Raw genomic sequence first — 11769 nt, 5'->3', positions numbered from 1 at the left:
GCCTCCTTATTTACTTAATCCGTTGGCCGGCGCCATCAACAATCTTTTCGCCGTCCTCTTTGGCCAATGCCCCTATTTGCGGATCGGGCAGGATATCAAGCACCGTTTCGGAGGGGCGGCATAGGCGGGTCCCCAGCGGCGTCACTACAATCGGCCGGTTAATCAGAATCGGGTGCTGCAACATAAAATCGATCAGTTGCTCGTCGGTGAAGACGTCTGCTGCCAGCCCTAACTGCTCGTAGGGTTCCACGTTATTACGCAGTAAGGCCCGCACGCTGATCCCCATGTCTGCAATGAGTTTCACCAGTTCAGCGTGGCTGGGTGGAGTCTCCAGATAATGGACGATCGTTGGCTCTGTACCGCTGTTGCGAATGAGCGCCAGCGTATTACGCGAAGTGCCGCAGGCAGGGTTGTGGTAAATCGTGATCATGGATGTTCCTCGCTACAAAGTGATGGATAGACGTAACGCCAAGGCCGCCAGCGTGACCAACAACACGGGCACGGTCATGATGATTCCGGTACGGAAATAATATCCCCAGGTGATCGTCATGTTTTTCTGCGACAACACGTGCAGCCAGAGCAGCGTTGCCAAGCTGCCAATCGGCGTGATTTTGGGCCCCAGATCGCAACCAATAACGTTGGCGTAAATCATGGCCTCCTTAATCACCCCAGACGCAGCACTCCCCTCAATGGACAGCGCGCCAATCAACACCGTTGGCATATTGTTCATAATGGATGACAGGAATGCGGTCAGGAGGCCAGTGCCAAGCGTGGCAGCCCATAAACCATTCTCCGCCAGTAGGTTCAGCACGCCGGAAAGGTATTCCGTTAATCCGGCATTGCGTAGGCCATAAACCACCAGATACATCCCCAGCGAGAAAATGACGATCTGCCAAGGCGCACCGCGCAGCACCTTCCCGGTGTTGATGGCATGACCTCTTTTGGCCACCGCAAACAGGATCAGCGCCCCCACGGCAGCAATAGCGCTGACCGGAATGCCGAGCGGCTCCAGCACGAAGAAACCCGCCAACAGCAGGATTAATACCACCCAGCCAGTTTTGAACGTGGCCGGATCTTTAATGGCTTGCGCCGGTTGTTTCAGTCGTTCGAGATCATAGGTCGGCGGAATGTCCTTGCGAAAGAACAGGTGCAGCATCACCAGCGTCGCGATAATCGCAGCAATATCAACAGGCACCATCACCGAAGCATATTGCGTGAACCCCAGATCAAAGAAGTCTGCCGAAACGATATTGACCAGATTGGACACAATCAGCGGCAGACTGGCGGTATCAGCAATAAACCCGGCAGCCATGACAAACGCCAACGTGGTGCCTTTGCTGAATCCCAGTGCCAGCAGCATGGCTATTACTATGGGGGTAAGGATTAGCGCTGCACCATCGTTGGCAAACAAAGCCGCCACGGCTGCGCCTAGTAAAACGATGTAAGTGAACAGCAGACGCCCCCGCCCGTTTCCCCAACGGGAGACATGCAGCGCAGCCCATTCGAAAAAACCAGACTCATCAAGCAACAGGCTGATAATGATCACGGCGATGAAGGTCGCCGTAGCATTCCAGACAATATTCCATACCACCGGGATATCGGCAATCTGCACCACGCCGGTGAGCAGGGCCAACCCCGCGCCAAGTGTGGCACTCCACCCAATCCCTAACCCTTTCGGCTGCCAGATCACCAGCACAATGGTCAGGATAAATATCGCCCCAGCCAATAACATACTTATCACCTCACATTTATATATGTATTTTCATATGTATTTGCGCAAAAAATTTAGCTACACAGGGTTTTACCCTCGCTGGAGCAATTCGCCGCTGCCAGCTTACGTGCCATAGTGCGGACTTCGTCCTGTTGACTCAACCAGGCTTGTTCAACAACCAGGGCTGCCCAGGCAGGAATATGCGGGGAAAGACGATAATGCACCCACTTCCCCTGCTTACGATCCAGCAGCAACCCACACTCTCTGAGCATTGCCAAGTGGCGTGAGATCTTGGGTTGCGACTTTTCCAGCCCAGTACAAAGATCGCACACGCACAGTTCACCCAACTGTTTGAGCAGCAACACGATACCCAGGCGAGTTTCGTCCGACAGGATTTTGAACAGTTGCAAGGAAGTCAGGGTCATCGGTCTCTCCATTACGATCGGTGGATAAATCATACCCGCAGGCGCTTTCAAGTCAATGACACATTTGAATTTTCATATATGTAATTTCTCTCTTCCCTTGATCCAGAAAGCGGTCAACGTTGTGTCGATACGTCGCTGGCCAGAAAGCCCCCCTGGCCACCAGGTGCATCCGGCAATACGGCTTTACATTTAAGCCAATTAAAAAGCCATAATGCGGTAATATATTCACACCCCGGCAACAAATAATATTGCACCCAATAGTGTGAGCCTGTTCAAGACGAAAAATGCCCAATAATGCTATTTATTCTGCATGGTTTTCTCTAACGTGGATCTGCGTCATCATGAATCATTTAGAACTGCAGGCACTGCGTCAGCTTTTTTTTATGACGGTCGAAGAATGTGCGACCTATATTTCACCTGACAACACTTTAGCGACATGGCAACAATGGGAGCGTGGTGAAAGTGAAATACCGGCCGCTATTATTGATACATTCACAAAAATGATTAAAAAAAGAAAAAACCACATCAACGCCATCATCGACAAGATCAACAATCGCATTGGTAATAACACCATGCGCTTCTTCCCCGATTATGCGTCCTTCCTGGCTGTCTACGCCCAAGGTGATTATCTGGAATGGAAAGTTTATCAGTCGGTCGCCGCACAGCTTTATGCTTATGATCTAGAGCGGCTATGTTAATCCAAACTAATAGGACACATCGCGCTCGTTAACCTGGACGGGATTTTATAAGGACGGCTTATCAACACCGCCTGCCAATAGTTTTGACTGACTATCACTCCTGACAGCAGGCTAACGCCTGTAACAATCTCGTGCCCAGCCGTTTTTCCCGGCACGAATTATTTATTATGAACGAGTTTCTGAGCAACAACCTATGGAAAACAAGTATGTACCAACGGCCTTGGGGCTGTATCTGAATTATCTGGTGCACGGTATGGGGGTGATATTAATCAGCTTGAATATGCCTTATCTGGCAGAACAATGGCACACCGATGCCGCAGGCATCTCGATCGTCATCTCTTCTTTGGGCATTGGCAGGCTCAGTGTGTTATTAATCACCGGCATGTTATCCGATCGTTTTGGCCGCAGGCCCTTTATTTTTCTGGGGATCCTGTGCTATTTAGGCTTCTTTTTCGGCATTCTTCTCAGCCCCACGATTATTATCGCTTATGTATTTGGTTTTTTAGCTGGCGTCGCCAACAGTTTTCTCGACTCGGGCACCTATCCTACGCTGATGGAAGCATTCCCCAAGTCGCCCGGCACCGCCAATATCCTGATTAAAGCCTTTGTCTCCGGCGGCCAGTTTCTGTTGCCGATGGTAATCAGCCTACTGGTCTGGGCTGAGGTCTGGTTTGGCTGGTCCTTCCTGATCGCTGCTGGCATTATGCTGCTCAACGGCCTGTTCCTGCTGCGCTGCCCATTCCCCGCTCACCCGGTGCAACGCATGGCCGCCAAGGCCGATAACAATGCAGATGAGAACCGTCGCTGTTCCACCGTTGATCTCATCAGCTATACCTTATATGGCTATATCGCCATGGCCACCTTTTACCTGATCAGCCAGTGGCTGGCGCAGTATGGCCAGTTTGTGGCGGGTATGAGTTATACGATGTCGATCAAGCTGCTGAGCATCTACACCATCGGATCATTGATGTGCGTGTTCATCACCGCCGGGCTGGTAAAGAAAAGGTTTAAATCAACCACCTTTCTGATGCTGTATACCTTTATCTCCTTCATTACCTTACTCACCGTTTGCCTGTATCCCAACATGTACGTCGTGATGGTTTTCGCCTTTGTTATCGGCTTCTCTGCCGCAGGTGGGGTCATGCAACTAGGGCTGACGCTGATGGCGACCCGCCTTCCCCACGCGAAAGGCAAAGCCACCGGCATTTATTACAGCGCCGGCAGCCTGGCAACGTTCACCATTCCTTTGATTACCGCCAAGATTTCCGAAACCAGTATCGCCAACATTATGTGGTTCGATACCGGTATCGCGGCCTGTGGCTTTCTGTTGGCGCTGTTCATTGGCTACCGTAGCCATAAAGAGGCCAATAATCCCTTCAAGATAGCCCAAGTGATCAACTGATCCTACAGTTTTAACCTCACCCCAAACATGTCGTTAAACGGGCGCTGCATGCAGCGCCCCTACGTATAGTGAGCCGGTTGAGGAATGTGCTGTTATTCCTCTAATCCACACCAGATACAATATTATTATGCCCCCGTGCAATATGAGACAGTATTCCGCTAGCGGCTGCCACCCAGACAAAGTAAAGAGCTTGTTAATTACCGTAGGTATACGTCGTTCCTAAATGGCCATCCCCTGATAACAGCCCTCCAGACCTAATTTAGCAGGCGAAATTTCGGCACAATTCAGTAACACCATCAAACGCCGCCTCAGCATCTTTGTCTGCAATAAAGTTGAAAACTAAAACGGCATATTACGTATTTATCACTTACTGCATTACCTATACTCAGCACACGTCAGGTTGCCGGTGTATTGGCGGTTATCCATGACCCAAGTTATTTACCGCAGTGTGACTTATCGGGATATTTTCACCCATTACTTTCCCGCAATGATTAATGATTGATGAAAAAGAAAGGCCACCAGAACAACAAGTCCCCTGGATCTAGATAACGTAAAAAATTAGCGACAAGCGGAGAACAGTATGAGCCAGAGCAAGGCCTTCAAAGCGCCATTTTTGTTAGCGGTCATCAGTATCTATTTGAGTTATTTTCTCCACGGTGCCAGCGTCATTACGCTGGCGCAAAACATGACCCCACTGGCCGAGAAGTTCGGCACCGACAACGCGGGCATTGCCTACCTGATATCCGGTATTGGGTTGGGTCGACTAGTCAGCATTCTGTTCTTTGGCGTGATATCGGATAAGTTTGGCCGCCGCGCCGCCATTTTAATCGGCGTCGCCCTGTATATTCTGTTCTTCTTTGGTATCCCGGCCAGCCCTAATCTGATTGTCGCCTTTGGCCTGGCGGTTTGCGTTGGCGTTGCCAATGCGGCGCTTGATACCGGCGGCTATCCTGCCCTGATGGAGAGCTATCCCAAGACTTCCGGCTCGGCGGTGATCCTGGTGAAAGCCATGGTCTCTTTCGGCCAGATGTTCTATCCGATGCTGGTCAGCTACCTGCTGGTCAGCCACATCTGGTACGGCTACGCGATGGTTATCCCGGGGATCCTGTTCGTCCTGATCACGTTACTGCTGCTTAAAAGCAAGTTCCCCAGCCAGCTGGTTGATGCCTCCGTGGCTAAAGAATTGCCGCAGATGAACAGCAAGCCGCTGGCCTGGTTGGAGGGTGTCTCCTCAGTTATCTTTGGCGTGGCCGCGTTCTCTACCTTCTACGTGATCGTGGTCTGGATGCCGAAATACGCAATGGCATTTGCCGGTATGGCGGAGGCCGATGCGCTGAAAACCATCTCCTGGTATAGCCTTGGCTCGCTGATGTGCGTGTTTATCTTCGCCCTGCTGTTAAAAAGCACCGTGCGCCCGGTATGGGCCAATGTGTTTAACGCCGGTGTCTCGGTGATCGCGGCAACCATTATCTATCTGTATCCCTCATCGCTGGTTTGTAACCTTGGCGCCTTTGCGATTGGTTTCTCTGCCGCCGGTGGGATATTGCAGCTTGGCGTCTCCGTCATGTCGGAGTTTTTCCCGAAAAGCAAAGCCAAGGTCACCAGCGTTTATATGATGATGGGCGGGTTAGCCAACTTCTTGATCCCGTTGATTACCGGCTACCTCTCCAATATTGGCTTGCAATACATCATCCTGCTGGATATTGCCTTTGCCCTGCTGGCATTTGTTACCGCCATCATCGTCTTCATTCGCTATTACAGAGTATTCAAAGTCCCGCAAAGTGACCTGCGATTGGGCGAGCGCTTTTTCCAATAACCCAAAACAACGATTACGCAGGTTTGCGCCCCACACGAACATGGTTAGACAAGGAGTTTAGAATGGATGTAACCGCAAAATATGAGCTTATCGGGCTGATGGCCTATCCGATCAGACACAGCTTATCGCCAGAGATGCAAAATAAAGCGTTGGAAAAAGTCGGGCTACCTTTTACCTACATGGCTTTCGAAGTCGATACCACCACCTTCGCCAGCGCGATTGAAGGGCTGAAGGCGTTAAAAATGCGCGGCACCGGCGTCTCGATGCCTAACAAGCAGTTTGCCTGTCAGTATGTTGATGAATTAACGCCAGCGGCCAAACTGGTTGGTGCTATCAACACCATCGTCAACGACGACGGCTACCTGCGCGGCTATAACACCGACGGCACCGGGCATATTCGGGCCATCAAGGAAACCGGTTTTGATATTAAGGGTAAAACCATGGTGCTGGTCGGCGCGGGTGGCGCATCTACCGCTATCGGCGCGCAGGCGGCCGTTGAAGGCATCAAAGAGATCAAGCTGTTTAATCGTAAGGACGAGTTCTTTGATCAGGCGCTCGCCTTTGCCAAACGGGTCAACGACAACACCGATTGTAAGGTGACCGTGACCGATCTGGCAGACCAGCAAGCGTTTGCCCGCGCCATCGCCAGCGCGGACATCCTGACTAACGGCACCAAGGTCGGGATGAAGCCGCTGGAAAACGAGAGTATCGTCAGCGACATCACCCTGCTGCGCCCGGAACTGCTGGTGACGGAGTGCGTATATAACCCGCACATGACCAAGTTGCTGCAAATGGCCCAACAGGCAGGTTGCAAAACGGTGGACGGTTACGGCATGTTGTTATGGCAAGGCGCCGAACAGTTCAAGCTGTGGACTGGCAAGGATTTCCCACTGGAATACGTTAAGCAGGTGATGGGATTCGAGGCGTAGCATTCCCGTAGCGCGTGGTGATGGGCTTGAATCACCACCTTATTGATTGCGGCAAAAGAGCATGCAAAAGGTAAAAATGAAAACCATAACCGTAAAAAACATTGTGTTCGGCGAAGGCGCGCCAAAAATCATTGTCTCGCTGATGGGTAAAGATATCCCTAGTGTGGTGGCTGAAGCGCAGGATTATCGTCACGCCGATTTCGATATTCTGGAGTGGCGCGTCGATCATTTTGAGGATGTCGCCACGCTCAGCAACGTGATAGCCGCCGCACGTCAGATCAAAGAGATCATTGCCGACAAGCCGCTGCTGTTCACTTTCCGCAGCGCCCAGGAAGGCGGTGAGCAGGCGTTGCCCCCACAGGCCTATATCGCGCTCAATCTGGCTGCGGTGGACAGCGGCCTGGTCGATATGATCGATCTGGAGCTGTTTACCGGTGACGAACTGATCAAAGAGGCCGTGGCCCATGCCCACGACAAGAACGTTAAAGTCATCATGTCGAATCATGATTTCCATAAAACGCCGCCGCAGGAGGAAATCGTCAAGCGCCTGTGCAAAATGCAGGAATTGGGAGCCGATATTCCGAAAATCGCCCTGATGCCGCAAAACAAGAGTGACGTATTGACGTTGCTGGCCGCGACGCTGGAAATGCATGAAAAACATGCCAACAGGCCGATAATCACCATGTCGATGGCCAAAACCGGCATTGTGTCCCGGTTAGCGGGCGAAACCTTCGGCTCAGCGGCCACCTTTGGCGCAGTCAAGAAAGCCTCCGCGCCAGGGCAAATCTCTGTCACGGATTTACGCACCATATTAACGATACTGCATTAATTCAGTGGTGCACTGATATTACTGTCGGTGGGAATAATAGTATTCCCGCCGAATAATACAAGTCACTAAAAAAAGCATTCAATTTTAATACAGCTTAATTGCGGTATCCGCACGCCTGCGTGCGGGTTGAGTTGCCCGCAAAATAAAATAAATGCATCGGTCATCAACAGGAGTAGTTATGGATCTGGTAAAACCGAAAAGAATCAATGGCAGAGTCCCGGTATTATCGGCACAAGAGGCGGTAAATTATATTCCTGACGAAGCCACCTTGTGCGTATTAGGGGCCGGTGGCGGTATTCTGGAGGCCACCACCTTAATTACCGCGCTGGCAGAAAAATATCAAACTACGCAAACCCCGCGTGACCTGTCTTTAATCAGCCCGACAGGGTTAGGTGACCGAGCCGATCGCGGCATCAGCCCGCTGGCACAGGTTGGACTGGTGAAATGGGCATTGTGCGGGCATTGGGGACAGTCCCCACGCATCTCCGATCTGGCCGAGCAGAACAAAATTGCGGCCTACAACTATCCCCAAGGCGTGTTAACCCAGACTCTACGGGCCGCAGCGGCGCACCAGCCGGGGATTTTAACCGATATCGGTATTGGTACCTTCGTCGATCCGCGCCAGCAAGGCGGCAAACTCAATGAGGTGACCACAGAAGATCTTATCAAGCTGGTCGAGATCGATAACCAGGAATATCTCTACTACAAGGCCATTGCGCCCAATGTCGCCTTTATTCGCGCCACCACCTGCGACAGCGAAGGTTATGCCTCGTTCGAAGACGAAGTGATGTATCTGGATGCGCTGGTGATTGCCCAAGCGGTGCACAACAACGGCGGCATCGTGATGATGCAGGTGCAAAAGATGGTCAAGAAGGCGACGCTGCACCCGAAATCGGTGCGTATCCCTGGCTATCTGGTTGATATCGTGGTGGTCGATCCACAGCAGACGCAGTTGTATGGCGGCGCCCCGGTAAACCGCTTTATTTCCGGCGATTTCGTGCTCGATGACAGCACCCAAATCGCCCTGCCCCTTAACCAGCGCAAACTGGTAGCGAGACGTGCACTATTTGAGATGCGTAAAGGGGCGGTGGGCAACGTTGGGGTGGGCATTGCCGACGGCATCGGCCTGGTCGCCCGCGAAGAGGGGTGTGCCGATGATTTCGTGCTGACGGTCGAAACCGGCCCCATCGGCGGCATTACCTCTCAGGGTGTGGCCTTCGGCGCGAACGTCAACACCCGAGCCATCCTGGATATGACCTCCCAATTCGATTTCTACCACGGAGGTGGGCTGGATGTCTGTTACCTGAGCTTTGCCGAGGTAGATCAACAGGGCAACGTTGGTGTGCATAAATTCAACGGCAAAATCATGGGGACCGGTGGCTTTATCGATATCAGCGCGACGTCAAAAAAGATTGTGTTCTGCGGCACCCTCACCGCCGGCAGTTTAAAAACCGACATCACCGACGGCAAGCTGAATATTGTGCAGGAAGGACGCGTCAAAAAATTTATCAAGCAATTACCGGAAATCACCTTTAGCGGCAAAATCGCGCTCGAGCGGGGATTAGACGTGCGCTACATCACCGAACGTGCCGTTTTTACGCTCAAAGCTGATGGCCTGCACCTGGTTGAAATTGCCCCCGGTGTGGATCTGGAAAAAGACATTCTGGCAAAAATGGATTTCGCCCCGGTTATTTCCCCACAGTTAACACTGATGGACAAGAGACTGTTTATCGACGGCGTAATGGGTTTCACTTTACCTGAAGCGGTATATTAAAAGGAGTAAGGCTATGGACTTTTCTTTAACTGAAGAGCAGGAACTGCTGCTTGCCAGTATTCGGGAACTGATCGGCAATAACTTTTCGGAAGAGTATTTCCGCACCTGCGATCAGACCTCAACCTACCCTACCGAGTTTATGCGCGCGCTCGCCGATAGCGGTATTTCTCTGTTAGGTGTGCCAGAAGAGTTCGGCGGCATACCGGCGGACTATGTCACCCAGATGCTGGCGCTGATGGAAGTCTCCAAATGTGGCGCACCGGCGTTCCTGATCACCAACGGCCAATGTATTCACAGCATGCGCCGTTTCGGTTCGGCCGAACAGTTGCGCAAGACGGCAGAAAGCACGCTGGCCACCGGCGATCCGGCCTATGCGCTGGCCCTGACCGAACCGGGCGCAGGCTCGGACAATAGCGCCGCGACCACCACTTACACCCGTAAAAACGGCAAGGTGTATCTGAACGGGCAAAAAACCTTTATCACCGGTGCGAAAGAATACCCGTACATGCTGGTACTGGCACGCGACCCTGAGCCCAAAGATCCGAAGAAGGCCTTCACCCTGTGGTGGATGGAATCCAACAAGCCGGGCATTAAGGTCAATCCGCTGCACAAGATCGGCTGGCACATGCTGAGCACCTGCGAAGTTTACCTCGATAACGTTGAGGTGGATGAGAGCGATATGGTGGGTGAAGAAGGCATGGGGTTCCTCAATGTGATGTACAACTTTGAAATGGAACGCCTGATCAACGCCGCACGCAGCGCCGGTTTCGCCGAGTGCGCGTTTGAAGATGCCGCCCGTTATGCCAACCAGCGTATCGCCTTCGGCAAGCCGATCGGCCATAACCAGATGATCCAGGAAAAGTTGGCGCTGATGGCAATCAAGGTCGACAACATGCGTAATATGGTGATGAAAGTCGCTTGGCAAGCGGATCAAAAACAGTCACTGCGCACCAGCGCCGCGCTGTGTAAGCTCCACTGCGCCCGTACGGCGATGGAAGTGATTGATGACGCCATCCAGATCATGGGCGGGCTGGGCTATACGGATGAGGCTCGCGTTTCCCGCTTCTGGCGTGACGTGCGCTGCGAAAGGATTGGCGGTGGCACTGATGAAATCATGATTTATATTGCTGGCCGCCAGATCCTGAAAGACTACCAGAGCAAATAAGGTAATAAAACGCCAGGAGGCAGTCAATAAGCCAACCTCCTGGCGAGTTATCAATAAACCACCAGCGAATTCAACCCGGTAAACACGCCGGTTCTGCCAAGTTATTATTGAACTGTTTACGATAATCACTTGGGGAACAACCGACATGGCGCATAAATAATTTGGCAAAATGGTCGACGTTTTCGTACCCTACCCGCCATGCGATCTCATTGAGGCTATTATCGGTATTGGTCAGCGTAAACTTGGCCTCGGTGATCCGGCGCTGAATAACGTAATTAATCGGTGATATATGATATTCGCGGGCAAACTCATGGCAAATATAGCTGACACTGGCGCGAAACTTTTTAGCTAACTGCTCGAGAGTAATCTTTTCACGATAGTTATTATTCAAATAAACCAGTACATCCTTCACCAGCACATCTTTCTTTATGTATCCCAACTCTGAACGGTAAGCGTTTTTAAAGTTCTCATAAAACAGCGCGGTGAGGGCATAACCATAAGCATCGTAAATCGAAGAGGTTAACTCGTTTTTCTGCTGGGGTAGCCTCACACCGAGTTCATGAAGGATCGTTTTTATCACCTCTCCCCCTTGCCCAACGGAAACTACCGGGCAGGAGTGAGGCTGTAAAATCTGATTCTCTTCCCAGTCCTGAAACTTGAAGCCATGGACGGCACAGGTATAGGTGGTAGCCGGAGAGGTGCAGTCTGATGCTACCGCATGGAGTCGGCCAGGCTCAATAACCACGATATCACCAGCGTGTGCCACGTAGTAAGAGGAGTCGATGACCAGCCTGGCCACCCCCTGCTTAACGTAAATCAGCTCGCTCTCATCATTATGCACATGATGCCCAGACTCCCAGTTGGGATCGTCACTGATGACGAACCGTGAGAGTTTTGGCGTCATCCCCTGCGCAAAAAGGGCTTCTTTTTTATTATCGAAACAGCGCTGAAACATGGCAACCTCCACACAATACAGTTGGCTTTGGCAAAATGATCAGTGGCTAAAATAGAGCGACAGAA

General features: G+C 51.7%; 11 protein-coding genes. 7 read left to right on the top strand and 4 right to left on the bottom strand.

Translation table 11 applies throughout. The features are described from left to right. Positions 1-10: 10 nt before the first annotated feature. From arsC to A6U95_RS06185, 3 genes are read right to left on the bottom strand one after another with little or no spacing between them, the layout of a single operon-like run. Positions 11-430: a glutaredoxin-dependent arsenate reductase gene (gene arsC, locus A6U95_RS06195; RefSeq protein ID WP_065683866.1), complete on the bottom strand. Its 420-nt coding sequence runs from the start codon at positions 428-430 to the stop codon at positions 11-13. 12 nt (positions 431-442) lie between these two features. Beyond that, positions 443-1732, bottom strand: a complete 1290-nt coding sequence (locus A6U95_RS06190) for an arsenic transporter (protein WP_065683865.1) — start codon at positions 1730-1732, stop codon at positions 443-445. A 53-nt stretch (positions 1733-1785) separates the two neighbouring features. Then, the gene (locus A6U95_RS06185) at positions 1786-2136 is read right to left on the bottom strand and encodes a transcriptional regulator (protein WP_065683864.1); all 351 of its coding nucleotides are present in this window, start codon (positions 2134-2136) and stop codon (positions 1786-1788) included. Between the two features lie 341 nt (positions 2137-2477). Here A6U95_RS06185 and A6U95_RS06180 point away from each other — a divergent pair, with 341 nt between their 5' ends. The 7 genes from A6U95_RS06180 (at position 2478) to A6U95_RS06150 (ending at position 10749) form a co-directional block, all read left to right on the top strand. Beyond that, positions 2478-2834: a YdiL family protein gene (locus A6U95_RS06180; protein WP_065683863.1), complete on the top strand. Its 357-nt coding sequence runs from the start codon at positions 2478-2480 to the stop codon at positions 2832-2834. A gap of 193 nt (positions 2835-3027) precedes the next feature. After that, the gene (locus tag A6U95_RS06175) at positions 3028-4236 is read left to right on the top strand and encodes an MFS transporter (RefSeq protein ID WP_065683862.1); all 1209 of its coding nucleotides are present in this window, start codon (positions 3028-3030) and stop codon (positions 4234-4236) included. Positions 4237-4816: 580 nt separating this feature from the next. After that, a complete protein-coding gene (locus A6U95_RS06170) occupies positions 4817-6052 on the top strand; it encodes an MFS transporter (protein WP_065683861.1) in 1236 nt (411 codons plus the stop codon). A 62-nt stretch (positions 6053-6114) separates the two neighbouring features. Then, the gene (ydiB, locus tag A6U95_RS06165; RefSeq protein WP_065683860.1) at positions 6115-6981 is read left to right on the top strand and encodes a quinate/shikimate dehydrogenase; all 867 of its coding nucleotides are present in this window, start codon (positions 6115-6117) and stop codon (positions 6979-6981) included. A gap of 76 nt (positions 6982-7057) precedes the next feature. Then, positions 7058-7810, top strand: a complete 753-nt coding sequence (gene aroD / locus A6U95_RS06160) for a type I 3-dehydroquinate dehydratase (protein ID WP_065683932.1) — start codon at positions 7058-7060, stop codon at positions 7808-7810. Between the two features lie 178 nt (positions 7811-7988). Continuing rightward, positions 7989-9584 carry an acyl CoA:acetate/3-ketoacid CoA transferase gene (locus tag A6U95_RS06155; RefSeq protein WP_065683859.1) on the top strand — a complete coding sequence of 532 codons (1596 nt, stop codon included), beginning with the start codon at positions 7989-7991 and terminating at the stop codon, positions 9582-9584. Positions 9585-9597: 13 nt separating this feature from the next. Next, positions 9598-10749, top strand: coding sequence for an acyl-CoA dehydrogenase (locus A6U95_RS06150; RefSeq protein WP_024483672.1), 1152 nt, complete (start codon positions 9598-9600; stop codon positions 10747-10749). A gap of 70 nt (positions 10750-10819) precedes the next feature. On the opposite strand, the gene A6U95_RS06145 is transcribed toward A6U95_RS06150, so the two are convergent. Beyond that, positions 10820-11704 carry an AraC family transcriptional regulator gene (locus A6U95_RS06145; RefSeq protein WP_065683858.1) on the bottom strand — a complete coding sequence of 295 codons (885 nt, stop codon included), beginning with the start codon at positions 11702-11704 and terminating at the stop codon, positions 10820-10822. Positions 11705-11769: the final 65 nt, after the last annotated feature.

This window comes from Serratia sp. 14-2641 (genome assembly GCF_001692375.1).
Taxonomy (GTDB): domain Bacteria; phylum Pseudomonadota; class Gammaproteobacteria; order Enterobacterales; family Enterobacteriaceae; genus Chania; species Chania fonticola_C.
This window is presented reverse-complemented; position numbering and strand designations above follow the sequence as displayed.

Excerpts from the sequence above, each read along its gene's own strand:
- arsC (WP_065683866.1), bottom strand. The coding sequence starts at position 430 with ATGATCACGATTTACCACAACCCTGCCTGCGGCACTTCGCGTAATACG.
- A6U95_RS06190 (WP_065683865.1), bottom strand. The coding sequence starts at position 1,732 with ATGTTATTGGCTGGGGCGATATTTATCCTGACCATTGTGCTGGTGATC.
- A6U95_RS06185 (WP_065683864.1), bottom strand. The coding sequence starts at position 2,136 with ATGACCCTGACTTCCTTGCAACTGTTCAAAATCCTGTCGGACGAAACT.
- A6U95_RS06180 (WP_065683863.1), top strand. The coding sequence starts at position 2,478 with ATGAATCATTTAGAACTGCAGGCACTGCGTCAGCTTTTTTTTATGACG.
- A6U95_RS06175 (WP_065683862.1), top strand. The coding sequence starts at position 3,028 with ATGGAAAACAAGTATGTACCAACGGCCTTGGGGCTGTATCTGAATTAT.
- A6U95_RS06170 (WP_065683861.1), top strand. The coding sequence starts at position 4,817 with ATGAGCCAGAGCAAGGCCTTCAAAGCGCCATTTTTGTTAGCGGTCATC.
- ydiB (WP_065683860.1), top strand. The coding sequence starts at position 6,115 with ATGGATGTAACCGCAAAATATGAGCTTATCGGGCTGATGGCCTATCCG.
- aroD (WP_065683932.1), top strand. The coding sequence starts at position 7,058 with ATGAAAACCATAACCGTAAAAAACATTGTGTTCGGCGAAGGCGCGCCA.
- A6U95_RS06155 (WP_065683859.1), top strand. The coding sequence starts at position 7,989 with ATGGATCTGGTAAAACCGAAAAGAATCAATGGCAGAGTCCCGGTATTA.
- A6U95_RS06150 (WP_024483672.1), top strand. The coding sequence starts at position 9,598 with ATGGACTTTTCTTTAACTGAAGAGCAGGAACTGCTGCTTGCCAGTATT.
- A6U95_RS06145 (WP_065683858.1), bottom strand. The coding sequence starts at position 11,704 with ATGTTTCAGCGCTGTTTCGATAATAAAAAAGAAGCCCTTTTTGCGCAG.